General features: G+C 34.1%; 17 protein-coding genes and 1 tRNA gene. 5 read left to right on the forward strand and 13 right to left on the reverse strand.

Annotated features, from left to right (window positions below; all coding sequences use genetic code 11):
• Positions 1 to 22: 22 nt before the first annotated feature.
• The 7 genes from KO504_RS14030 to KO504_RS14060 all read right to left on the reverse strand — a co-directional run bounded on the left by KO504_RS14030 (position 23) and on the right by KO504_RS14060 (position 10010).
• A complete protein-coding gene (locus KO504_RS14030; protein ID WP_215927866.1) occupies positions 23 to 1081 on the reverse strand; it encodes a cytochrome c oxidase subunit II in 1059 nt (352 codons plus the stop codon).
• Between the two features lie 24 nt (positions 1082 to 1105).
• The gene (locus KO504_RS14035; protein ID WP_215927867.1) at positions 1106 to 2464 is read right to left on the reverse strand and encodes a quinol:cytochrome C oxidoreductase; all 1359 of its coding nucleotides are present in this window, start codon (positions 2462 to 2464) and stop codon (positions 1106 to 1108) included.
• Positions 2465 to 2486: 22 nt separating this feature from the next.
• On the reverse strand, positions 2487 to 3047 hold the full coding sequence (locus KO504_RS14040; protein ID WP_252723703.1) for a c-type cytochrome: 561 nt from the start codon (positions 3045 to 3047) through the stop codon (positions 2487 to 2489).
• 1 nt (position 3048) lies between these two features.
• A complete protein-coding gene (locus KO504_RS14045) occupies positions 3049 to 3588 on the reverse strand; it encodes a DUF3341 domain-containing protein (protein ID WP_215927868.1) in 540 nt (179 codons plus the stop codon).
• Between the two features lie 8 nt (positions 3589 to 3596).
• On the reverse strand, positions 3597 to 5336 hold the full coding sequence (gene nrfD / locus KO504_RS14050; RefSeq protein ID WP_215927869.1) for an NrfD/PsrC family molybdoenzyme membrane anchor subunit: 1740 nt from the start codon (positions 5334 to 5336) through the stop codon (positions 3597 to 3599).
• Positions 5337 to 5423: 87 nt separating this feature from the next.
• On the reverse strand, positions 5424 to 8693 hold the full coding sequence (locus tag KO504_RS14055) for a TAT-variant-translocated molybdopterin oxidoreductase (protein ID WP_215927870.1): 3270 nt from the start codon (positions 8691 to 8693) through the stop codon (positions 5424 to 5426).
• Between the two features lie 27 nt (positions 8694 to 8720).
• Positions 8721 to 10010, reverse strand: coding sequence for a c-type cytochrome (locus KO504_RS14060; protein WP_215928288.1), 1290 nt, complete (start codon positions 10008 to 10010; stop codon positions 8721 to 8723).
• A 298-nt stretch (positions 10011 to 10308) separates the two neighbouring features.
• On the opposite strand from KO504_RS14060, the gene KO504_RS14065 reads away from it, so the two are divergent.
• Positions 10309 to 10689 (forward strand): SPOR domain-containing protein, encoded by a 381-nt coding sequence (locus tag KO504_RS14065; RefSeq protein WP_215927872.1) that lies wholly within the window; start codon positions 10309 to 10311, stop codon positions 10687 to 10689.
• Positions 10690 to 10800: 111 nt separating this feature from the next.
• Here the strand turns inward: KO504_RS14065 and infB are convergent, their stop codons facing one another.
• From infB to rimP, 3 genes are all read right to left on the reverse strand, one after another.
• A complete protein-coding gene (gene infB / locus KO504_RS14070) occupies positions 10801 to 13584 on the reverse strand; it encodes a translation initiation factor IF-2 (protein WP_215927873.1) in 2784 nt (927 codons plus the stop codon).
• A gap of 87 nt (positions 13585 to 13671) precedes the next feature.
• Positions 13672 to 14904, reverse strand: coding sequence for a transcription termination factor NusA (gene nusA / locus KO504_RS14075; protein WP_215927875.1), 1233 nt, complete (start codon positions 14902 to 14904; stop codon positions 13672 to 13674).
• A 12-nt stretch (positions 14905 to 14916) separates the two neighbouring features.
• Complete coding sequence (gene rimP, locus KO504_RS14080) at positions 14917 to 15381, reverse strand: ribosome assembly cofactor RimP (RefSeq protein WP_215927877.1); 465 nt, start codon at positions 15379 to 15381, stop codon at positions 14917 to 14919.
• 154 nt (positions 15382 to 15535) lie between these two features.
• Here rimP and KO504_RS14085 point away from each other — a divergent pair, with 154 nt between their 5' ends.
• The gene (locus tag KO504_RS14085) at positions 15536 to 16360 is read left to right on the forward strand and encodes a universal stress protein (protein ID WP_215927878.1); all 825 of its coding nucleotides are present in this window, start codon (positions 15536 to 15538) and stop codon (positions 16358 to 16360) included.
• Between the two features lie 79 nt (positions 16361 to 16439).
• On the opposite strand, the gene KO504_RS14090 is transcribed toward KO504_RS14085, so the two are convergent.
• Positions 16440 to 16516, reverse strand: a tRNA-Gln gene (locus tag KO504_RS14090).
• A gap of 151 nt (positions 16517 to 16667) precedes the next feature.
• Here KO504_RS14090 and KO504_RS14095 point away from each other — a divergent pair.
• Both KO504_RS14095 and KO504_RS14100 read left to right on the forward strand, forming a co-directional pair.
• Positions 16668 to 20066 carry a glycosyltransferase family 117 protein gene (locus tag KO504_RS14095; protein WP_215927879.1) on the forward strand — a complete coding sequence of 1133 codons (3399 nt, stop codon included), beginning with the start codon at positions 16668 to 16670 and terminating at the stop codon, positions 20064 to 20066.
• 6 nt (positions 20067 to 20072) lie between these two features.
• The gene (locus KO504_RS14100) at positions 20073 to 20741 is read left to right on the forward strand and encodes a polysaccharide deacetylase family protein (protein ID WP_215927880.1); all 669 of its coding nucleotides are present in this window, start codon (positions 20073 to 20075) and stop codon (positions 20739 to 20741) included.
• A gap of 37 nt (positions 20742 to 20778) precedes the next feature.
• Here KO504_RS14100 and KO504_RS14105 read toward each other — a convergent pair whose 3' ends face one another.
• Positions 20779 to 21075, reverse strand: coding sequence for a thioredoxin family protein (locus tag KO504_RS14105; RefSeq protein WP_215927881.1), 297 nt, complete (start codon positions 21073 to 21075; stop codon positions 20779 to 20781).
• Positions 21076 to 21183: 108 nt separating this feature from the next.
• Positions 21184 to 22413, reverse strand: coding sequence for a metallophosphoesterase (locus tag KO504_RS14110; RefSeq protein WP_215927882.1), 1230 nt, complete (start codon positions 22411 to 22413; stop codon positions 21184 to 21186).
• Positions 22414 to 22598: 185 nt separating this feature from the next.
• Here KO504_RS14110 and KO504_RS14115 point away from each other — a divergent pair, with 185 nt between their 5' ends.
• Positions 22599 to 25532 carry a GH92 family glycosyl hydrolase gene (locus tag KO504_RS14115; RefSeq protein ID WP_215927883.1) on the forward strand — a complete coding sequence of 978 codons (2934 nt, stop codon included), beginning with the start codon at positions 22599 to 22601 and terminating at the stop codon, positions 25530 to 25532.
• Positions 25533 to 25566 lie beyond the last annotated feature (34 nt).

Here is a 25566-nt window from a genome sequence, read left to right on the forward strand (position 1 = left end):
TCTTTTTCTTTAAAAAATTCTATTAATTTAATGAATTTGGAAAGGTTGTTTGTTCTTTCATCCAAGCATCAAACTCTTCTTGTGTTTCTACAATAATCTTCATCTGCATATTGTAATGTGATGTACCACAAATTTTGTTACATAATAATAAGTAATCAAACTCGTAAACCAACTCTTGTCCTGATTCTTCAATTTCGGCTTTACGTTCTAATCTAAGAGCGTTAATATCTTTAACTTTCTCAACCATATCTGGATTTTGACGCATATCTGCAGTGGTAATTGTTGGTGTAAAACCAAATTGAGTTACCATACCTGGCACACAGTTCATTTGCGCTCTAAAATGCGGCATATAAGCTGAGTGTAATACATCTTGAGATCTCATTTTAAATACAACCGGCTTTCCTACTGGTAAATGAAGCTCTGTTACAATAACATCATCTTGAGCATTAGGATCGTCTTCATCGACACCTAAAATATTAGCACGATCTAAGTCTATTAATCTAACATTAGCTTTACCAAGGACATTATCTGCACCACTATAACGTGCTTTCCAGTTAAACTGCTGTGCATATAATTCAATAACCATTGGGTCTTCATCCTCATCGATATTCATAATATCATTCCAAGTGAATAAACCGTAGATTATTAAACCTGCTAAAACAATTACAGGAATTACTGTCCAAATAAATTCTAAAGTGTTATTATCTGCATAAAATAATGCTTTTCTTCCTTTTTCACCTTTGTATTTATAAGCAAAATAATGTAGTAAAAATTGCGTAATAGTCTGTACTATAAAAATAACTACCATAGAGATAATCATAAGATTATCGACTTCTACACCATGTTCTGATGCAGCATTAGACATTAATGGTAAATCTCCTAAATACCAAAAACTAAGAATAGTTATAACATAGATAAAAATTAAAAAACCTATCATTAAATAACCATTGATTTTGTTATCATGGTCGTCCGCAATTTGGGAATTTGTTGTGCCTACTTGGGCCAAGTCAAAAATCTTTACCATTTGCCACAAGGCAACAGCTACAAAGAGTACAATTATAATCGTTAATAAAGCAGTCATTATCGTTTCTGTTCTTATTTAAAATTAATAATGGAAATTTTTACTTTCCTTAATAAATGGATTTCCTTTAGCTAGTAATGGATATTTACCTAATGCTGTAAAGACAACAAGCATAAATAAACCACCAAATAATAAAATTGCTCCTATTTCAGGAATTCCAATAAACCATCTATCACCAACTGTTGCAGGCATAATCATATTGAAAATATCTACGTAATGACCACAAAGAATTACAACTCCTGCCATTATTACAAACCAATTTACGCGTTTGAAGTCACTATTCATTAATAATAATAGTGGGAATACAAAGTTCATAGCTACCATACCAAAGAAAGGTAAGTTATAATCTTCAATACGTGTTACAAAATAAGTAACTTCTTCTGGAATATTTGAATACCAAATTAACATGAATTGAGAGAACCATAGGTAAGTCCAGAATACACTAAATCCAAACATAAATTTAGCTAAATCATGGATGTGACTATCGTTTACATGTTCTAATAAACCTTTAGATTTTAGGTAAATTGCTATCATGGCAATTGTAGTTACACCACAAACAAGCATACCTGCTAATAAATACCATCCAAACAAGGTACTAAACCAGTGTGGATCTACACTCATTATCCAATCCCAAGACATTATTGATTCTGTGTAAATAAAGAATACTAAAAATGCTGCTGAAATTCTGAAGTTCTTTTTAAAGTTTCTGTTATCATTTATATCAGCATTATCTTGAGCAACTGAGAACTTTCTAGAAAAATATTGGTAAGCAGACCAACCTGCTAAAAATACAGCACCTCTTATAAAAAATCCTGTTTTATTTAACCAACCTGATTTCCCTGCGACAAGCGCATCATAATTATCGTGACCTACTGTAGTCATACCATCAGTTAACCAGATAAACAAATGACTATCTGCAACAAATGCGATTATTAATAAGATAACACCACCTGGTAAAACATAAGATGTAATACCTTCCATGACTCTAAATAGTACAGGCGACCAACCTGCTTGAGAGGCATATTGTACAGCATAAAATGCTAATACACCTAATGCAATCATAAAGAAAAAGAATGCTGCTACATAAAGTGCGGCATAAGGTCTGTTATGAATTTGGTGTAAGACATGTTCTTCATGACTCATTTTGTGTCCTTCCTCAGCATGAGCTTCTTCACCATGTAATTCTGCTTCTCCGTGAGCATCACCATGTGCATCTGCTTCGTGAGCATCACCGTGGTGAGCTTCACTTGCCAACAATTCTTTTACATCTTCTACCGTTTCATAGCTTTTAGAAGATATGAAACCAGAAGTGACGCCAATTGCTCCTAAAATTATAAGAACAATAGCAAATATTCTTAATCGATTTGAAATTTTATATTCCATTTATATAATCTTTATCTAAATCTTACTTTTCTAAATCTGCTTTCAGTTTCTCAACGTAAGCTACTACTTGCCAGCGCTCAGTCTCGTTCAATTGGTTAGCATAAGAACCCATTGTGTTTTTACCGTAATAAATAACGTGGTAAATACTTCCTGTAGTAATTGCTCTTCCTACATCATCGTAAGAAGGAACCCCTAAAATCTTTTCGCGTTGAACCAATTTACCTTTACCATCTCCTTTATTACCATGACAAATTCCACAGTAAATGTCATATAGTATCTTACCTTCTGTATAATCTACTTGTAAAGAATCTAAAGGACTTTTTAAATTCGCTTTTGCATATGCAAAACCTTCATTTGTATTTTCAATTTCAAAAGGCATAAAATCACCTCTTGGTATTGATCCTTCTGCAGGTAACTGGGCTTCTACACCATTTTTAAATGCGTCAGATTCTTGATATGTTTCATAACCAACTGACTCATACATGTTTGGCATATATTGGTAATTGGGTCTAGAGTTATTTTGGCAAGACACAAAGCTTACCAATAATACTAATGCTACGATATATTTTGTGGCTATCTTCATATTAATGTGCATCTTCATCTTTATCAACAATATTTATCTCAACAGCTCCTGTTTCTTGTAACAATGCAGTTAATGAATCTTCATTATTATGCACAGCAATTTCCATTAAGAAATGGTCATCTGTAGTTCTTGGGTCAGGGTTTTCTGCTTTTTTAAACGGCCACATTCTACTTCTTAGGTAAAAAGTTATAACCATTAAGTGAGCTGCAAAAAACACTGTAAGCTCAAACATAATTGGTACAAATGATGGCATATTCTCAATATAACTAAAGCTTGGCTTACCTCCAATATCTTGAGGCCAATCTTCAATCATTATAAAATTCATCATTACAATAGCTACAGTTAAACCAACACAACCATATAAAAAAGCTGTTATTGCTAAGCGTGTAGGCGCTAATCCCATTGCCTTATCTAGTCCATGAACTGGAAAAGGTGTATATATCTCTTCAATGTGATGTTTTTCTGATCTAACCGTTTTGACGGCTGACATTAGTACATCATCATCTGTATAAATAGCATGAATTACTCTCGAAGCTTCCATAGACTATATTAGTTGTTTAATAAATTTTTAGCTTGTCCTGACCAATCATCACGTTCTGCTCTTCCTGGGAAAGAACCTGTAATTGCATCTAACAAGTCATATTCTTTTTTCGTCATCTTACTTACCTGAAGGAATGTGTAAATACCTATACTATTTAACACCTCTTCCATCTTTGGACCAATACCATTTATTTTCTTTAAATCGTCTGAAGTACCTGTTGTGGCATCAAACGCTCCAATAGTACCTAAAAGGTCATTTACTTTAGTAGAATTATCTTCCGATGAAACCACTGGTTTTGTTGGTGTAATAGTATTGGCAGCTAAATTTGATGTTCTAGCATCTGCTCCTGTTCCAACTAAACTATCACCGCGTTCTCTAATGTTTTTATAACGCTCTCCAGATGATTTTAAAATTGTTTTTACTTCTGCTTGTGCTATTACAGGGAATGTACGAGAATACAGTAAAAATAATACAAAGAAGAAACCAATTGTTCCAATAAAAATTCCAATATCTACAAACGTTGGTGAAAACATAGACCATGATGATGGTAAATAATCTCTATGTAATGATGTTACGATAATTACGAAACGCTCAAACCACATACCAATGTTTACAACAATAGAGATAAAGAAAGAGAACATGATACTTGTTCTTAATTTCTTAAACCACATAAACTGAGGTGAGAATACATTACAAGACATCATTGCCCAATATGCCCACCAATAAGGTCCTGTTGCTCTATTTAAGAATGCATATTGTTCGTACTCTACTCCAGAATACCATGCAATAAATAACTCAGTAATATAAGCCACACCAACTATAGAACCTGTAATCATTATTACAATGTTCATTAATTCTATGTGTTGTACTGTTATATAATCTTCAAGGTTACACACTTTTCTCATAATAATAAGAAGCGTGTTTACCATAGCAAATCCAGAGAATACTGCACCTGCAACAAAATAAGGTGGGAAAATCGTTGTATGCCAACCAGGAATAACAGATGTTGCGAAGTCAAAAGATACAATAGTGTGTACAGAAAGTACTAAAGGAGTTGCTAAACCTGCAAGTACTAAAGATACTTCTTCAAAACGTTGCCAATCTTTTGCTCTTCCAGACCAACCAAAACTTACTAAAGCGTAAATTTTCTTTTGGAAAGGCTTAACTGCTCTATCTCGTAACATAGCGAAATCTGGTAATAAACCTGTCCACCAAAATACAAGTGATACTGATAAGTATGTAGAAATCGCGAATACATCCCAAAGTAAAGGTGAGTTAAAGTTTACCCATAACGAACCAAATTGATTTGGTATAGGTAATACCCAATATGCCAACCATGGACGACCCATGTGAATAATTGGAAATAAACCCGCTTGAACTACAGAGAAAATAGTCATGGCTTCCGCAGAACGGTTAATTGCCATTCTCCATTTTTGACGGAAGAGTAAAAGTACTGCAGAAATTAATGTTCCTGCGTGACCAATACCAACCCACCAAACGAAGTTAGTAATATCCCAAGCCCAATTTACAGTCTTATTAAGACCCCAAACTCCAATACCGGTAGATACGGTATAAATAATACAACCTATTCCCCAAAGGAATGCGACCAACGCAATGCTGAAAACTATCCACCATGATCTGTTGGCTTTACCTTCAACTGGTCTTGCGACATCAACAGTAACATCGTGATACGATTTTTCTCCTGTTACTAATGGTCTTCTAATAGGTGCTTCGTAATGAGACGCCATTCTTTATTGTTTAAATGTTGATTTGTTTAAATGCTAAAAGCTGTTGTTTATTTCAACTTCTAACTATTTAACTTTTTATTTAGTTATTTATGCTTTTGATGTATTTCTCACCTTTGTCTGATAGATTACGTTTGGTTTTGTACCTACATATTCTAGCAAATGATACATACGATCATCTTCTTTTAATGCTGAGATTTTACTCTCCTTATCATTAATATCACCAAACACCATCGCTCCGTTTCCACATGCTGCAGAACAAGCTGTTTGGAATTCTCCATCTTTAACTTCTCGTCCGTCACGCTTAGCATCAAGAATTGTTTTTTGTGTCTTTTGAATACACATAGAACATTTTTCCATTACACCACGAGAACGCACTACTACATCTGGATTTAATACCATACGTCCTAAATCATCATTCATGTAGTAATCAAACTCATCATTCTTATTGTATAAGAACCAGTTAAAACGACGTACTTTATAAGGACAGTTGTTTGCACAATATCTTGTTCCTACACAACGGTTATAAGCCATGTGATTTTGACCTTGACGACCATGTGCTGTTGCAGCAACAGGACAAACAGTTTCACAAGGAGCATGATTACAATGCTGACACATTACTGGTTGAAATGCTACTTGAGGATTTTCTGCAGGATTTTCCATCTCTCCAAAGCCTCCTAAAGATCCATTATCTCCAAATAAACCAGAGAAACCATCTTTTTTAGCATCATCCGATTCAAATGTATCTTGATGAGAATAATATCTATCAATACGCAACCAATGCATATCTCTACTACGTCTCATTTCTGACTTACCAACAACAGGAACGTTATTTTCTGCATGACATGCAATTACACATGCTCCACAACCTGTACAAGCGTTTAAGTCTATTGATAAGTTAAAGTGATGACCTATAGAACGATCAAACTCATCCCATAAATCTACATCTGGAGATGTTACAGGTGTTTCTATATGATTAAGAGATACAACAGGAACTGCATTCCAGTGTTTCTTATCTTTTGTATTAAAGACTTCTAAAGTAGTTTCTTTAATAATATCTCCACGTCCCATTAAAGTATTATGCAACTGTACACAAGCAAATTCGTGCTCACCAGAAGCTTTTTCAATAGTAACGTTTTGAACTGAATTGAAATTTTGGTATAACGGATAAGCGTTAACACCAGTTTTCATTTCTTCTTTTAAACCTTTTGATGTTCTTCCAAAACCGAAAGATAAACCAACAGATCCTTTTGCTTGTCCTGGCTGAATGATTACTGGCACTGTAATTGCTTCTGCTCCATTAACTGAAACTTTTGCATAGCTACCATTTAACCCACCATTAGCTACATTCCAATTTTTCAACTCTAACCTATCAGCATCTGCCTGAGAAACTGTTAAGTAATTATCCCAAGTTGTTCTTGTAATAGGATCTGGAAATTCTTGTAACCATGGGTTGTTGGCTTGTTGACCATCACCCATTCCTGTCTTGGTATAAAGCAATAATTCCATTGCGCTGCCTTTAGCCGAACTTGCTAAAGCTCTTGCAGCTTCACCACCAGATAAAGCTGAAACCGAACCTCCCGCAACTGAACCACCATTATTAACAGTAGTTGCTGTTGTGTTTGTTACATATTCGTCCTTATCTTCATCTTTTATACCAACTCCTACAGCAACATCATGAATAACGCCACCTAGGAAGGTTCTATCTTTTTTATCTTTTAATGCTGTTGTGGTTTCAATACTTGTTGAAGAACTATTTCCACCATTCTTTGCAGAACTAGACACGAAAACACCATCTTGAACCGCCTTATTAAATGACGCACCACCTAATATATTTATTGTCCAATATGATTTTAAGAAATCTCTATATGAACCAGACTTATCAGTCCACCCCATTAATACCTCTTGAAATTGCTTAGTGTCAAATAACGGACGAATTGTTGGTTGCATCATTGAGTAATGACCAGCTTTCATCTCGATATCTCCCCATGATTCTAAATAATGAGGTGCTGCTGCGATATATTGACAATTAGTTGACGTCTCATCTTGTTTCATTGAGAACGCAATTGACAATTCTGTTTTTGCAAGACCTTCTGAAAAATCAGAAGCATTTGGCAATGTATATATTGGATTAACACCATTCATGATGATAGCTCCAACCTTTCCTGCTTTCATATCAGAAACCAATTGCATAACTGCTTTATCGCTTCCTTGTCTTGTTTTTATTGTTGTTTTAGGGTCAAATGCTTTACTCTTTAAGTAAGTATTTAACTCTAACACTACAGTTTGTGCATTTACATCTTGTATACCTGTAACCACAACGGCATTGCTACCTGCTTTGCTAATCTCTTTAGCTGCTGCTTTAACGGCTGCGTCTAATCCTTCAGGAAGCTTAGCACCACCAGCAGAATTCCCAGTGACTTCACTGTATAATTTAGCTAAAGCTATTTTTTGCTGACTTGGTGTTAATGGCACACGCTTATCTGCATTTGCACCAGATAATGACATATTAGATTCAAACTGAATATGTCTAGACATCTTACCATCTTCAGGAATACGTTTTTTAGCATAAGCAGACTCAAAGCCTCCACCTTGCCAATCTCCTAAGAAATCAGCTCCAATAGAAACAATAGTCTTAGCCTTAGAGAAATCGTAATTAGCCATTCCTCTTACTCCGTACTTCGCTTGGTAAGCATCTAAAGTAGCAGATTCTGAAACAGCATCATAAACAACGTGATTTACATTGCCATATTTAGCTTTAAAATCTGCAATCAATTTATTTGTTGATGGACTTGGCAATGTTTGCGTTAAAAACACAATTGCCTTACCATTAAGCCCATTTAATTTTGAAGTTGTTTCAGACATAAACGTCTCCCAAGAGATTTTAGAATCACCTTTCATTGGCGATTTCACTCTAAGGTTATCGTATAATCCTAAAACGGAAGCATTAACTCTCGCATTTGCAATACCACTAGCCCCAGCTTCAGTGTTATTCTCAATTTTAATAGGTCTTCCTTCTCTTGTTTTTACTAAAACACTTGTAAAATCAAAACCATCTGCAATCGTTGTTGCATAATAGTTAGCCACACCAGGAATAATCTCAGTTGGCTGAACTATGTAAGGAATTGACTTAATTACTGGCCCTTCACAAGCCGCCAAAGAAGCTGCTGCGGTACTAAAACCAACGTATTTTAAGAAATCACGACGCGATGTAGACGAAGATTCTAACGATTCTTTGTCTCCTAAAAATTCATCTGTAGGAATTGGTTCCACAAATTCATTTTGTTGTAGCGCCTCAACAATAGAACTATTTTCGTTTAGTTCTTCAACACTTTTCCAGTATTTCTTGTTTGATGACATATAATTTTGAATTACTTCTTATTTAATTTAATAATGACACTTTCCACATTCTAATCCACCCATTTGCGCCACAGTTAACTGCTCAACTCCATACTTTTTAGATAATTCTTCGTGTATCTTAGTATAATATTCGTTGTCTTTAACTTTTACATTTGTTTCTCTGTGACAGTTAATACACCAGCCCATAGTTAATGGTGCATTTTGGTACATTATTTCCATTTCCTCAACAGGACCATGACAAGTCTGACATTCAATACCACCAACCTCTACGTGTTGTGAGTGATTGAAATAAGCAAAATCAGGTAAGTTATGAATACGTATCCACTTAACAGGTTTAGAATCTCCAGTATAACCAGTCCCATCCCAACCTACAGCATCGTATAATTTTTGAATTTCCGCATTGTAATCTACCCCATACTCTGTGCCTTCTGCTAAAGTTTCTGGTGCTACTTCTGAAATTGATTTATGACAATTCATACAAACATTTAAAGAAGGAATACCTGAAGTCTTACTTACCCTAGCTGATGAGTGACAGTACTTACAATCGATACCATTATCACCTGCATGAATTCTATGCGAATAATGAATAGGCTGAACAGGTTCGTAACCCTGATCTACACCTACTTGCATAAAGTAACCATACACAAAGTAACCACTTGCTAACAAGAAGATAATTGCTGTAACCAATACTAAAAATTGATTTTGAACAAACGCCTTCCATAATGGTGTTCTTTTTTCTTGCGCTGTAAAGACTTCAATATCTTTAGCTTTAGCAAAACGATTTAACGTACGGTTTACTAACACTAGCGCCATTGCTAATAATCCAAACAATAAGGCTAAAGCACCTAAAATGATATCATTTGAAACACCACCTTGCTGACTAGCACCTTCATTAGTGTTGCTTTCTACAACTACAGGTTCTTTTTTCTCCTCAGCAGTATAAGCCAAAATATCTGAAATATCCTGATCACTTAACTGTGGAAACGGCGTCATAGGAGTTCCGTTATACTCATTAAAAATCTTATTCGCATACGCGTCTCCAGATTTAATAAGCGAAGAGCTATTTCTAATCCAAGCACTAAGCCACTCTCTATCTAAGCCTTGCTCATCTGCCAATCTTGCCTCTACATTACGTAATGCAGGACCTGTCATTGGCTTATCTAGCTTATGACACGCTGCACAATTAGAATTATAGAGCGATTTTCCATTAACTGGATCACCTTCTTGAGCTGTAAGTGAGGTCGAAAATGCAAGCAATAGTGCAAAACAAAGACTAACTATCCTTGAGGTTAAACTACGGTAAATCACTTGTTTCATATAATAAGTTGAATTATCTTCTAAACTTTGGTACGATTTTTTCATTAAAAACTTGAAAAAAGATGTTTATAAAAACTCTGGCAAAAGTAACATTTAAAGTCGATTTTGGAAATCTTAGAGAAGTGTTAATATATAATTTATACCAATTCTAAATAATGTATTTCGAAAATTTAATGATTGAATATTCGTTCCTTAATTACCGACAGCTTGAAGTATAATTGATTACAGCTAAAATGTAGATAAAAAAATCACACATGTTCTTCTGAAAATTATACCTTTGCCAATAAATAATTACTCTATGAAATTAAGAAATAAATCTTTTTGTCTTGTCTTTTTAGGTCTAGCATTATCTATTTCCCTTCATTCGCAAGAAGGAACAGTTAACGTTAGCCAAGACAGTGATATTGATAAATTATTGGAATACAAAAAAGACATCAAAACTTCTAAGGTCTATAAAATACAAGTATTTCAAAGCGTGGATCCTGATAAGGCTGATCGAGAAAAAGCTAACTTTTTAAACACTTACAGTGAATGGCCTGTAGAAATTGTATGGAACACTCCAAATTATAAAGTTTGGGTAGGCAACTTTGCTACAAAGTTAGAAGCTGAACGCGCTGGTGTAAAAATTAAAAAGAAGTATATGAATGCTATTATTTTTCAACCTAAAACAGACGACTAAATAGCTTCTAACACAACTGTAATGAGTCCCCTTAAATAACTCATATTTTCTAATTTTATCTCATAAAAAAACCGACAATTACTTGTCGGTTTTTTTATTTGTTATAAGTTATTACTTTAACTTTTTCTTTACTTCTACTTCTTGGAATGCTTCAATAACATCACCAATTACAATGTCGTTATAACCTTTAATTTGCATACCACAATCATAACCTTTAGCTACCTCTCTAACATCGTCTTTAAAGCGTTTTAAAGCTTCTAGTGTGCCTGTATGAACAACGACTCCGTCTCTAATAATTCTTATGTTAGAATTTCTAAAGATTTTGCCATTCATAACCATACAACCTGCAATATTTCCAATCTTAGAAACTTTAAATATTTCTCTAATTTCTGCAGTACCTGTAACCTCTTCTTTTAACTCTGGGGATAACATACCTTCCATAGCATCTTTAAGATCGTTAATTGCAGCATAAATAATAGAATACGTTCTGATATCAATTTCTTCCTTATCAGCAATCATTCTTGCATTTCCAACAGGACGTACATTAAATCCGACAATAATTGCATCTGAAGCCGTTGCTAATAACACATCACTTTCTGTAATAGCGCCAACACCTTTATGTATAATGTTTACTTGAATTTCTTCAGTAGATAATTTCTGGAATGAATCTGTTAATGCTTCTACAGAACCATCTACATCACCTTTAAGAATTATATTAAGTTCTTGGAAATCACCAAGAGCAATACGTCTTCCAATCTCATCAAGTGTAATATGACGTTGTGTTCTAACAGATTGCTCACGTTGTAACTGAGTACGTTTAGTTGCAATTTGTTTTGCTTCACGCTCATCTGCAAAGACATTAAACTTATCACCTGCTTGAGGCGCACCATCTAAACCAAGTATAGATACTGGAGTTGCAGGACCTGCTTCCTTAACATCGTGGCCTCGCTCATCTTGCATAGCTTTTACTTTACCGCTATTCTTTCCGGCTAAAACATAATCACCAACTTTTAAAGTACCTGCTTGTACTAAAATTGTTGACACATATCCTCTACCTTTATCTAAGTAAGCTTCCACTACTGTTCCGCTTGCCGCTTTATTAGGGTTTGCTTTTAATTCTAGTAATTCAGCTTCTAGCAATACTTTTTCTAATAATTCTTTAACACCAGTTCCCATTTTAGCAGAAATGTCATGTGATTGAATTTTTCCGCCCCAATCTTCTACTAAGAGATTCATTTGTGCTAATCCTTCTTTTACTTTTTCAGGATTGGCATCTGGTTTATCTATTTTATTAATTGCAAATACGATTGGTACTCCTGCCGCTTGTGCATGAGAAATCGCTTCTTTTGTTTGAGGCATTATAGCATCATCTGCAGCAACTACAATAATAGCAATATCTGTAACTTGAGCACCACGAGCACGCATCGCTGTAAAAGCTTCGTGACCTGGTGTATCTAAAAATGCTATTTTTTGTCCATTTTCTAGTTCTACACCATATGCACCAATGTGCTGTGTAATTCCACCGGATTCACCAGCAATTACATTTTCTTTACGTATATGGTCTAATAATGATGTTTTACCATGATCTACGTGACCCATTACTGTAACAATTGGTGCACGAGGTAATAAATCTTTAGGATCGTCAACAACATCTTCTATTGATTCTTCAATATCAGCTTTAATAAACTCTACATCGTAACCAAATTCTTCTGCAACTATAGTTAAAGTTTCTGCATCTAACCTTTGGTTCATGGTTACCATCATACCAAGAGACATACATGCTGAAATAACTTGTGTTACTCCAACTTCCATCATTGTAGCAATTTCACTAACGGTTACAAACTCAGTAACTTTTATTGTTTTGCTTTCTGCTGCAGCGATTTCTTGATCAATTTCACTTTGTTCTCTGTGTTGATCTCTCTTATCTCTTCTGTATTTAGCGCCTTTTCCTTTATTAGATTTACCTTGTAATTTCTCAAGTGTTTCTCTAATTTGTTTTTTTACATCTTCTTCTGTAGGCTCTTCCTTAACAATTTTTGGTCTGGCATTTCCTCCACGTCCTTTTGGCCCTCCTCTTCTATTATCAAACTTAGGTTTTCCACCTGAGTCATTTCCGCCTTTACTAATCCTACGTCTTTTACGCTTATTAGCATCGCCAGAAGCTCCTGGTTTATTGTCTTCTTTTTTCTTTTTAGGTTTGTTGAATTGAGAAAGGTCTATTTTTTTACCTGTGGTAACTGGACCAGTAAGTTTCTTATACTGTGTCTTAATAGTTTCTTCAACGGGTTCAGAAGGTACTTTAGGCTCTTCTTTTTTAGTTTCTTTTTTAGTAGAAACCTCTTTAGTTTCGGCCTTCTCTACTTTTTCAGTTTTCTCAACCTTTTCTACTTTCTTAACCTCTTCTTTCTTTTGAGGTTCTTCAGGCTTTTCTACTTTTTTGACCTCAACCTTAGGTTTTTCCTCTTTTTTGACTGGTTTTTCAACCTTAGGAGTTTCCTTAACTTCAAGTGCTTTAGGAGCCTCTTCTTTTTTAGATTTCGGCTTTTTATCTAAGTCAATTTTACCAACTTGTTTTGGGCCACTTAACTCAGCTTTAGCCTTAACTACAGATTCTCTTTCTGCCTTTTGCTTTTGCTTTTCTTCAATTTCGCGTTCTCGCTGTTCACGAAGCTCTTCTTTTTCTTTAAGTTTTGCTTCACTAACCTCTTGAGCTTTTTCACGTTTAGATGCATCTGTCTGAAATTCATCAGAAAGCGTGTTATAAACTTCTTGCGAAATTTTAGTATTAGGGCTTTTCTCAATCTCGATACCTTTGGATTCTAAAAAATCCACTGCACGATCTATTGAGATATTTAATTCCCTTAATACTTTATTTAATCTTGTTGTTTGAGCCATAAACTGCCTGTAAAATACTTAAATATATGTTATACCAATATAACTTCAAAATGAAATAATAAAAATCATTTTAAAATTAATCTGATATTATTCTTCAAATTCCTCTCTTAGAATCCTAATGACGTCTAAGATTGTTTCTTCTTCTAAATCTGTACGCTTCACTAAATCAACAACATCTTGCTCTAAAATACTTTTTGCAGTATCTAAGCCAGCTTTGCTAAATTCAGAAATTACCCAACCTTCAATTTCATCAGAGAATTCTTTTAATTCTACATCTTCTTCTGCACCTTCTCTAAATACGTCAATCTCATAACCCGTTAGTTGACCAGCCAAACGAATGTTGTGACCACCTCTACCAATAGCTTTTGAAACCTCTTCTGGTTTTAATAACACCTCAGCACGCATATTTTCTTCGTCTAATTTTAAAGACGTTACTCTTGCTGGGCTCAATGCTCTTGTTACAAAAAGCTGAACATTGTTTGTATAATTAATTACATCGATATTCTCGTTTCCTAACTCACGTACAATACCGTGAATTCTAGAACCTTTCATACCAACACAAGCTCCAACTGGATCGATTCTATCATCGTAAGAATCTACTGCAACTTTTGCTTTTTCTCCTGGAATACGTACTACTTTTTTAACTGTAATTAAACCATCAAAAACTTCTGGTATTTCCTGTTCAAATAATTTCTCAAGAAATACTGGTGATGTTCTAGACATCACAATTGCTGGCTTGCTTCCTTTTAATTCAACACTTTCAATAATTCCTCTTACATTTTCTCCTTTTCTGAAGAAATCTGAAGGAATTTGTTTGTCTTTTGGAAGTATAATCTCATTACCATCATCGTCTAACAAAATAATTGCTCTGTGACGAATGTGATGTACTTCTGCTGTATAAATCTCACCTTCAAGCTCTTTAAAGTGCTTGTAGATATTTGTATTATCATGTTCATGAATCTTAGAAATTAAGTTCTGTCTTAATGCTAAGATAGAACGTCTTCCAAGATCAATTAACTTTACTTCTTCTGCAACGTCTTCACCAACTTCAAAATCTGGCTCTATTTTTTGCGCTTCAGATAATTCAATTTCTTGATTTGGTTCTTCAACTTCACCATCTGCAACAACGATTCGGTTTCTCCAAATTTCTAAATCTCCTTTATCTGGGTTTATTATGATATCAAAGTTATCGTCATCACCATACTTCTTCTTCAATGCATTACGTAATACATCTTCAAGAATTGCCATTAGCGTAACTCTATCTATTAATTTGTCGTCCTTAAATTCTGAAAATGACTCAATTAACGCTACATTTTCCATAATTGATATGAATTAAAATTTTATTTTAACTTTTGCTTCTTTAATATTATCAAAAGCTACATTAGCTTGTTTAGCTACTGTTACTTTTCCTTTTCCAACAGGCTTTGGTTCTCTTGCTTTCCAGCTTAGAACCACTCCATCATCATTTACCTCTGTTAGTTCACCTTCTAAATTTTGATGATCTAAAGTCTTTACCTCCAAATTTCTACCAATATGCTTATTATACTGTCTAGGCAAAACTAAAGGAGTTGTCGCACCCGAAGATAAAACTTCTAAAGAAAAATCGTGTTCTTCTCTATCTACATTGTGTTCAATTGCTCGACTTATAAACATACAATCTTCTACTAAGACGCCATTATCACCATCTATTACAATTTTAATAACGTTATCTCCAGACAAAGAAAAATCTATTAAGAAGAGGTCTTGTCTCTCGTTTAACGCCTTTTGTAATAAGTCTTCTACTATTTTCTTAAACATTATTTGATATAAAAAGAGAGGACTTTTCGTCCTCTCGCTTATTTATTTTTAGTAAACAACGGTGCAAATATACGACATTTATATTAATTTATCCAAGCTATGCTATGTGGAATAATTTTCTTAGATTTAAGGAACTAAATAAATACAACAAATAATGAATAAAATATTAGTTCCTACAGATTTTTCTGAACAAGCTGAAAATGCATTAAAAGTAGCAGCAATGCTTGCTAAATCTCATAATGCCGAAATCTATTTACTGCACATGATGGAAATTCCAACGCAGCAAACCGATCAAGGAAATGCACAGAGTGACATTCCCGAAACCTTGTTTTTTATGAAATTGGCACAAAAAAGATTTGAAAATCTTATGGCTTCAGACTACTTACAAGGTCTTACAGTACATGAAACCGTAAAAGCTGACATTACATTTAATGAAATTAAAGATTCTTGTAAAGAATTTGATATCGATTTTATTGTCATGGGCTCTCATGGAGCTACAGGCCTTAAAGAAATGTTTGTTGGATCTAATGCCGAAAAAGTTGTAAGAACTTCTGATGTTCCTGTTTTAGTAATTAAAAATAAGCACGACTCTTTTGATGTATCTGATTTTGTTTTTGCTTCAGACTTTAAAAATGATAATAAAGAAACGTACAAACAGGCCGTAAAATTTGCTAAAGCTTTTGGCTCTAAAATTCATTTATTACTCGTTATTACCTCTGGTAATTTTATGACATCGTATGAAGCTAAATCTAGAATTGAAGATTTTATTTCAGGCGAGACTTTTGATAATTACACCATCACTATTCACAATGATAATTCTGTAGAACAAGGTATTTTAAATGTTTCTAAAGATATAAATGCAGATCTTATTGGCATTAGTACGCATGGCAGACAAGGTATTGCGCATTTCTTTAATGGCAGTATTAGCGAAGATTTAGTAAACCACGCAAAACGCCCTGTAATTACTTTTAAAATATAAAAAATTAGACTAAATCTAAAATTAACTAATATTCTAAAATTAAAAAATCCTAATCAATTACTGATTAGGATTTTTCTTTTGGTTGGCCTACTAGGTTTCGAACCTAGACTCTTCTGTACCAAAAACAGATGTGTTAGCCAGTTACACCATAGGCCAATCTCTCATTTTGAGGGTGCAAATTTAAAACAAAGTTTCACTTAGACAAAAAAAAACAATAAAAATTTTAAAAATACTTAACGTTAACTTAAAAATGTAGCCATTTAGGTAATAATTAGTAAATTCGCCAGCATTAATAATCAAGGTTTTCATGACAGATTTTAACTTTAAAAAGTGGAACAACATTTTAGGATGGTTTGTTTTTACAGTAGCAGTTGTAGTTTACGGGCTTACTATTGAACCAACAGTGAGTTTTTGGGATGCTGGCGAGTATATTTTAACTTCATCTAAGTTACAAGTAGGACATCCACCGGGAGCACCGTTATTTCAAATGTTTGGAGCTTTTTTCTCCATGTTTGCTTTAGAACCTTCACAGATTGGCGCTATAATGAACATGATGAGTGGTGTTGCAAGTGCATTTACCATTCTTTTTATGTTTTGGACCATTAGTCTTTTGCTTGTAAAACTTACAAAGTACAATGAAGACAAAAACTCAGGTAAAGCATATGCCATTTTAGGAAGTGCTTTAGTTGGAAGTTTAGCTTTTACTTTTACAGATTCGTTTTGGTTTAACGCTGTTGAAACCGAAGTTTATGCCATGGCAACGTTAATCATGGCCATTTTATTTTATTTAGGCTTACGTTGGGAACAAGATATGAACAAGCCACGAGGCAACCGTTGGTTAATCTTAATAGCCTTTGTCATTGGACTATCTTTTGGAGTTCACTTTATGGGACTCTTAACAATTCCTGCTATAGGTCTTCTGTATTACTTTAAGAATTATAAAACCATTACCATTAAAAACTTCATCATAGCAAACATTGCTTCCGCTGCAATTCTGCTTTTTATATTTAAGTTACTACTGCCTTCAACATTAAAACTTTTTGGATACTTAGAAGTCTTTTTTGTAAACTCTATCGGTTTACCATTTAATTCAGGAACTATTATTACTGGATTAATGGTTATCGCTTTATTTTATTTTGGGCTGAATTATACGCGTAAGAAAGAGTTGAAACACGCTAACACATTAGTACTATGCCTAATGTTCATCTTTATAGGATTCTCGTCTTGGATGATGCTTCCAATTCGTGCGAATGCGCAGGTTGTTATTAACGAAAACAACCCTTCAGATGCTAGAGAGCTTTTAGCTTATTACAACTTAGAACAATATCCTGAAACCCATTTATTTTATGGACCACAGTTTACAGAATCCTATTCTGGTGCAGATAAAGACGAACCTTTTGTAGACGACAAAAAGAATTATGAGCGTGATGATGAAGCTGGAAAATACGTCATTATTAACGATTGGGAAAAAAGCAAACAAAACTACAATCATGAGCATGCTTCAATTCTTCCAAGAATGTGGAGTGCTGAACATGCCGAAAATTATATGATGTTTACAGGTTTAATTGACTTTAGAGTTGATCCTAACCTACAAGTACGCGCCTACAACGAAGCAATGAATGCAGGTTTAACCGAAGACCAAGCGTCACAATATGCTTTAGGAGAAAAACAACAATTTGACCAGCTTGTTTATGATTTTAAGAGACGTGTTGCCGAAGGAGAAATTGATTATGAAGGTTATAATCAGTTTTTAAGAAACTACGGTCAGCAATATTTAATTGTTGAAAAACCATCATTTGTAGATAACATCATGTATATGTTTCAATACCAATTTGGCTACATGTACTGGCGTTATTTTATGTGGAATTTCACAGGACGACAAGACGACATTCAAGGACGGTACACACATAAAAACGGAAATTGGATTTCTGGTATAAACTTTATAGACTCGTGGCATTTAGGGCTATCTCAAGATAATTTACCAACAGACGTTCTAGAAAACAAAGCTAGAAACACCTATTACTTCTTACCACTACTATTAGGTTTAGTAGGCTTCTTTTTCTTAATGTATTCTGATTTGAAACGTTTTTGGGTATTAGTAGTCTTCTTTTTGCTAACAGGCTTAGCCATTCAGTTTTACACCAATATAAGACCATTTGAACCTAGAGAACGTGATTATTCTGTTGTAGGCTCTTTTTATGTTTTTGCTATCTGGATTGGTTTTGGAGTTTACGCCATCTACGATCTTTTACAATCAAGTATAAAAACAAAATTTTTAGCTCCTGTTATTACTTTAGCTTGTCTTATTATTGTGCCAGGTGTCTTAGCAGCGAATAATTGGGACGACCACGATCGTTCTGGTAAGTACACCACAAATTCTATGGCTCGTAAATATCTAGAGTCCTGTGCACCTAATGCAATTCTATTTACCATTGGAGACAACGATACATTCCCATTGTGGTATCTACAAGAAATTGAAGGAGTACGTAGAGATGTACGTGTAATAAACACCAGTTTATTTCAAACAGATTGGTACATTGACCAAATGAAACGCAAGGCTTACGAGAGTGACCCTATTCCTTCACAGCTTACTCACAATCAATATCGAGGAGCCACAAGAGATGTTATTATTAGAAGAGAAATTACCAAGGACACATTACCTATTAAGGACTTTATGGATTTTGTATCTAGTGAAAAGCCAAGTACCAAACTCAAATATGTAATTGAAAGACAAGGTGAAGACCCAGATCAATATCCAAAACACTTATTAAATTCTAATTATTACCCATCACGCTATATAAGCATTCCTGTAAATAAAGACATGGTTCTTAAAAAAGGAATTGTAAAACCGAAAGATGCTGACAAAATAGAAGACAATCTTTTTACTGAAATTAGCTCTAGCTACATTTATAAAAACAATCTATTAATGTTAGACATTATTGCCAACAATAATTGGGAACGTCCAATTTACTTTACTGGTGGTGCTTTTGGAGCCGAGGATTATATTTGGCTAAAAGATTATTTACAGCTCGATGGTATGTGTTATAAATTAGTACCTATTAAAACACCTGTAGACAGAGCTAATCCTTATGAAATGGGACGTGTAGATCCAGACCTTATGTACGACATGGTGAAAAACTGGAAATGGGGAGGCAGTGGAGAAGACCTCTATTACGATATTGAAACCAGAAGAAATGGAATTACCTATAGAGGCAATTTAGCTCGACTAATAGAACAGTTAATTAATGAAGATAAATTAGATAAAGCCGAAGAAATTGCAGACATCGCTATGGAAAAAATGCCTGTAGATAAATTTGGTTTCTATTCTTTATTAGAGCCTTATGTGAGTGCGTATTATGAAATAGGAAACGTAGAAAAAGGACGTGCCCTTTACAAAGATGTCGCAAAAAAATACCAAGAAAACTTGGTATACTATAGCAGCTTAGATATAGAAGACCAAGAATTTATGGTTGGCGAAGATATTTATATAGATATACAACGTTACAGAGCCTTAATTGATATTCTAGTTATATATAACGATAAAGATTTTGCATTACAGGAAACCAAAACGTTTAATAGCTATTTAAGCTTGTTTGACGAACTTATGAATCGTTATAGTGACGAAGAGCTACCTGAAGTACCAAACGATATTGATATACAAAGTACCATTAAAGACACTATTGAAAGAATAGCACCAGAGAATTAAACTCTAATGAAAATTATTCCAGCTAAAATACCAGGGTTTGTGAAAGCTTTATTTCCAAATTTTATTTGGAATATTGATACAACTAAAAAAGAACTCTTTTTAACCTTTGATGATGGCCCAACTCCTGAAATTACAGATTGGGTGCTTCAAACTTTAAAAGATTACAATGCAAAAGCAACATTTTTTTGCATTGGTAGTAATATTGAGGCAAATATTGAAATTTTTCAAAATATAATTAAAGAAGGACATTCAATTGGTAATCATACTTACAACCATTTAAAAGGTTGGAAAACGAAAACGAAAATGTATATTGGGAATGTTGAACTTACCGACTCCGTTATTCAGTTTCAAATTCAGAATTCAAAATTTTTAACGGATAACAATAGACCGTCATCAAAACTATTTAGACCACCTTATGGTAAGTTTAAAAATAAACAAAGTAAAAAATTGTTGAAATTAGGATACAAAATCGTGATGTGGGATATTTTATCTTACGATTGGGATAAATCTGTATCAAAAGAAACTTGCCTTAAAAATATAACATCAGCAGCCAAAGAGGGAAGTATTATTGTGCTTCATGATAGTATAAAAGCATCACGTAATTTAAAATATGTACTCCCTAAGGTTTTAGAATATTACAGCAAAAAGGGTTATAAATTTAAGAGTATAATATAATACTTGATAGGTTTTTGTAAACCTTTATCAAAATCACCTAAACATACTCTTGAACAATATTAATCAACGTATTAGCGTCTTGTTTGCCACTATGACGCCATTTCATTTCTCCATCTTTATAAATGATTAATGTTGGTAGACCTTTAACACGCAATGCTTCTGCAAGTTCTTTATTTTTACCGACATCAATTTTTATAACTTTAGCTTTATCACCTAATGAAGCTGCAACATCTCTAAGCACAGAATGCATAGCTACAGATTGATCATTCGCTTCAGTATAAAAATCCAGAAGTACTGGAATTTCAACATCTATTAATTCCCCAAATTTTGACATACGTTTTAGTTTTAGTCAAATATACAAGTACTTCAAACTCACAAAAACCTAGTAATTTATATCCGTGAGTTAGGTACTCATATCATAAAAATAAGCAATTCTTTACAATTATGCACTTTTCGTTCCTCTTTTGAGCTCAATTACAGTGATTTCTGGCCAAATTCCAACACGCCCAGGATATCCTAAATAACCAAAACCTCTATTTACATTGATGTGCTGGCCTAGTTCTGTGTAAATTCCAGCCCATTGCTTGTAACGCCATTTTGCAGGACTCCATTTTATCCAGCCAGGAATCTCAATTCCAAATTGCATACCATGTGTATGGCCACTTAAAGTTAAATGATAATGATACGAATCATTAACCACAACTTTATCCCAATGACTAGGATCATGACTCATTAGTATCTTAAAATCATCTTTATGAACTTGCTCAGAAGCTTTCTTTAAATCTCCAGCTTGCTTAAAACCTCCTATACCCCAATTTTCAACACCGATTAAAGCAATACGCTGACCTTCTTTTTCAAGAAATCGGTTTTCATTTAATAACAAATCGAAGCCTATTTCTTTCTGAAGGGTTTTTAAATCTTCTAAATTTTGCTTTTTAGCAGCAGCAGAACTCCAATCTACATAATCTCCATAATCATGATTTCCTAAAACAGAATACAATCCATCCTTAGCTCTTAATTTTCCAAAAGTATCCTTCCAAGGTAACATTTCAGACGCTTTATTATTTACCATATCCCCTGTAAATAACAAAATATCAGATTCTTGCTCATTAATTAAATCTACGGCATACTCAATTTTTTCTCTGTTATCAAAACTACCCGAATGTATGTCACTTATCTGAGTTATTCTATACCCATCAAAGGCCTCTGGTAAATCCTCAAAATGAAGCGTATAATTAAGAACTCTAAAATTATATTTGCCTTTATACATGCCGTAAAGCAAAGATGAAAACGGAATAGCAGCCAAGCCTATAGCAACCTGACTAATAAATTTTCTGCGTGATGGAAAATAGAACGCCTCTTTCTGAGTCATGGCCTTTTGGTACAGACCAATTGCTCCTCTTATAATATCTTCTCCAATTAAAATTGGGACTAACACCAAATTAAAAGCTAGAAATGTTAGTAAAAACCCAAATGCGTAACTTTTGGCAGGTGTCAGTACACGCCCTTCATTACCAGATGTAAATTGAAAAATAAAATTTCCCACAATAACGATAGCTATACCAAAGAATACATAGTATATCCAAGTTTGTTTAGTTACAGTTCTTATGGCTTGAAAACCATAAACCGTTAGAATTATAAATAAAATAGCAAATAGTATCCAGCGAATCATCTTGTTTTTTTGAGTTTACAAATTTAAAGCTTATAACAAGCGACCTATCTTATGAAAGTGTTAAAGATTTTTCAAGCTTAATACTCACAACGTCAAAATAGAAACCAGACAAAAAGGACTCCCCTTAAAAACAGTCTTAATTTCATTTTACTATATTAGATGCATTATAATTAATTGTCTTTTTGATGAATTTTAAACAAACCGCTATTGTAATTGCGCTAACACTTCTTATAAGTTGTAATACCTCAACTTCAATTACCGAAGCTCAAAAAGACCAATCATTAACCCACTACGTTAATACCTTTATTGGCACAGGTGGTCACGGACACACTTATCCTGGAGCCACACTGCCCTTTGGGATGATGCAGTTAAGTCCTGATACACGCTTAGACGGTTGGGATGGTTGTTCGGGCTATCATTATACAGACCGTTACATCTATGGATTTTCACACACACATTTAAGCGGCACAGGCATTAGCGACTATGGAGATGTGCTTTTAATGCCAACAAACGAAATCAATTTTAATAATGGAGCTGATGGCAAAAAAGGCTATCGTGCACATTTCAGTCATGATAATGAATTTGCAGAACCTGGCTATTATAAAGTCCATTTAGATGCTACAAATATTAATGTAGAACTTACCGTTGCACAACGAAGTGGTGTTCATAAATACGAATTTCCAAGTTCTAAAAATCAATATGTGATTTTAGATTTAGTACATCGTGATAAGGTTTTAGATGCTAAGATTGAAAAAGTTTCAGACACTGAAATTGTTGGTTATCGTCATTCTGAAGCTTGGGCAAAAGATCAACGTTTATACTTTATTATAAAAACATCGCACCCGTTTAATGATGTGTTACAATCACCACCAGAAACAGGAATACCAGGAGCCAGACGATCTGCTTTAAAATTTATAAACCCAAACAACGAGCCTGTTTATATGAAAGTTGGCATTTCAGCCGTTGATATAGATGGTGCACGTAAAAATCTAGAAGCCGAAGTTTTAAACAAAGATTTTGAAACCGTTAAACAAGAAGCCCAACAGATTTGGGAATCGCAACTTGAAAAAATAGTTATTGAAAGCAACGATTTAGATAAAAAGACCAATTTTTATACAGCATTATACCATACTATGCTAGCACCACAATTGTATCAAGATGTGGATGGCCGTTATAGAGGCATGGATTTAGAGATTCATAAGACAACCAATTTTAATTATTACTCGGTATTTTCACTTTGGGATACTTACCGAGCAGCACATCCGCTTTACACCATTATAGAACAAGACCGCACCAATGATTTTATCAAAACCTTTTTAGCAAAATATGACGAAGGTGGCATTATGCCTATGTGGGATTTAGCTGGTAATTATACAGATTGTATGATTGGTTATCATGCCGTACCAGTCATTTCAGATGCCTATTTAAAAGGCTTGCGCGATTACGATACCGAAAAAGCTTTTGAAGCCATGAAACATTCGGCAACAAGAGATAAATTTGGACTTGAAGCATATAAAAAATATGGATTTATTCCTGTGGATGAAGAAAGTGAATCTGTATCTAAAACACTAGAATACGCTTATGACGATTGGACCATTGCCCAAATGGCAAAAGCCATGGGTAAAATAGAGGATTACAAAACTTACATTCAGCGTGCGCAATACTACAAAAATGTATTTGATCCGGAAACCAACTTTATGCGAGGACGTTTTAAAAACACATGGTTTACTCCTTTTGATCCTTACGAAGTGAATTTTAATTACACCGAAGCCAACGCTTGGCAATACAGTTTTTATGTCCCTCAAGATATTTCAGGATTTATAGAATTACTTGGAGGAAAAGATCAACTGGAAGCACAACTTGATGAATTATTCAATGCCAAAACAGAAATATCTGGACGCCACCAATCGGATATCACAGGCTTAATTGGGCAATATGCACATGGCAATGAACCTAGTCATCATATGGCTTACCTCTATAATTTTGTTAATAAGCCACATAAAACCCAAGAGAAAGCCCATCAGATTTTAACGGAATTGTATCATAATGATCCCGATGGAGTTTCAGGAAATGAAGATTGCGGACAAATGAGCGCTTGGTATGTGTTGAGCTCCATGGGTTTTTATTCCGTAACTCCAGGAAGTAATGAGTACATCATTGGAACACCTCTTTTTGATAAAGCAACCCTAAATCTTGAAGACGGAAAACAATTCAATATCATCGCCAATAACCTCAGCGATTCAAATAAATATATTGAAAGCGTTAAACTCAATGGCAAAACATTAAATGAAACGTTTATAAGTCATACGGCAATTGTTTCTGGCGGTTCTCTAGAATTCAATATGACTAATCAACCTTCAACTTGGGGAACAATAGAAGGCACAGTACCTAAAACAGAAATAAAAGATCATATTATTCTGCCGTCACCATTTATTGCAAAAGGAGATATTACGTTTAGAGATTCAACTGAAGTTGTTTTGTCTACTTCTGAAAACGATGCTAAAATTTATTACGCTTTAGATGATAATGAATTCAATTTATATGCCACTGCATTTACCATTTCCAAAGACACGAATGTGAAATTATATTCAGAAAAAGGAGATTTAAAAAGTCCGGTATTAACCACTTCTTTTTTCAAAATTGATCCTAATTTGAGTATTACTCTTAAAAGTGATTATGCCAATCAATATAGCGCAGGAGGCAATGATGCACTTATTGATGGTATTAGAAGTACCAAAAATTATAGAACTGGAAGCTGGCAAGGTTATGAGGATAAAGATATGGTTGCAACTGTTAATTTAGGCACTGAGAAACCTATTAATTTAATAGCAGTTAACTTTTTACAAGACCAGGATGCTTGGATTTTTTACCCCACGGAAGTTCAGTGTTTTGTTTCAAAAGACAATAAAACATTTAAAGCTTTGCCTCCACAAACTATAAATTCGGCTGAAAAGAATAGTACAATAGCCATTAAAACAATTGAATTTAAAATTCCAAAAACTAAATATAAATATGTGAAAATCGTTGCGAAAAAACTTGGCAAAGTACCAAAATGGCATGTTGGCTATCCTATGGATGGACGAAGTTGGATTTTTGTGGATGAAATTTCAATAAAATAGCATAACATTCAATACTTTTAAATCCGATTAGAAT

The sequence above is a fragment of the Winogradskyella psychrotolerans genome (assembly GCF_018860565.1).
Classification (GTDB): domain Bacteria; phylum Bacteroidota; class Bacteroidia; order Flavobacteriales; family Flavobacteriaceae; genus Winogradskyella; species Winogradskyella damuponensis.

Bases quoted from the DNA above. Each gene is read 5' to 3' on its own strand.
- KO504_RS14115 (WP_215927883.1), top strand. From the start codon at position 22,599: ATGAATTTTAAACAAACCGCTATTGTAATTGCGCTAACACTTCTTATA.
- KO504_RS14085 (WP_215927878.1), top strand. From the start codon at position 15,536: ATGAATAAAATATTAGTTCCTACAGATTTTTCTGAACAAGCTGAAAAT.
- KO504_RS14100 (WP_215927880.1), top strand. From the start codon at position 20,073: ATGAAAATTATTCCAGCTAAAATACCAGGGTTTGTGAAAGCTTTATTT.
- nusA (WP_215927875.1), bottom strand. From the start codon at position 14,904: ATGGAAAATGTAGCGTTAATTGAGTCATTTTCAGAATTTAAGGACGAC.
- KO504_RS14035 (WP_215927867.1), bottom strand. From the start codon at position 2,464: ATGGAATATAAAATTTCAAATCGATTAAGAATATTTGCTATTGTTCTT.
- KO504_RS14110 (WP_215927882.1), bottom strand. From the start codon at position 22,413: ATGATTCGCTGGATACTATTTGCTATTTTATTTATAATTCTAACGGTT.
- KO504_RS14055 (WP_215927870.1), bottom strand. From the start codon at position 8,693: ATGTCATCAAACAAGAAATACTGGAAAAGTGTTGAAGAACTAAACGAA.
- infB (WP_215927873.1), bottom strand. From the start codon at position 13,584: ATGGCTCAAACAACAAGATTAAATAAAGTATTAAGGGAATTAAATATC.
- rimP (WP_215927877.1), bottom strand. From the start codon at position 15,381: ATGTTTAAGAAAATAGTAGAAGACTTATTACAAAAGGCGTTAAACGAG.
- KO504_RS14030 (WP_215927866.1), bottom strand. From the start codon at position 1,081: ATGACTGCTTTATTAACGATTATAATTGTACTCTTTGTAGCTGTTGCC.
- KO504_RS14095 (WP_215927879.1), top strand. From the start codon at position 16,668: ATGACAGATTTTAACTTTAAAAAGTGGAACAACATTTTAGGATGGTTT.
- KO504_RS14105 (WP_215927881.1), bottom strand. From the start codon at position 21,075: ATGTCAAAATTTGGGGAATTAATAGATGTTGAAATTCCAGTACTTCTG.
- KO504_RS14065 (WP_215927872.1), top strand. From the start codon at position 10,309: ATGAAATTAAGAAATAAATCTTTTTGTCTTGTCTTTTTAGGTCTAGCA.
- KO504_RS14060 (WP_215928288.1), bottom strand. From the start codon at position 10,010: ATGAAACAAGTGATTTACCGTAGTTTAACCTCAAGGATAGTTAGTCTT.
- KO504_RS14045 (WP_215927868.1), bottom strand. From the start codon at position 3,588: ATGGAAGCTTCGAGAGTAATTCATGCTATTTATACAGATGATGATGTA.
- KO504_RS14040 (WP_252723703.1), bottom strand. From the start codon at position 3,047: ATGAAGATAGCCACAAAATATATCGTAGCATTAGTATTATTGGTAAGC.
- nrfD (WP_215927869.1), bottom strand. From the start codon at position 5,336: ATGGCGTCTCATTACGAAGCACCTATTAGAAGACCATTAGTAACAGGA.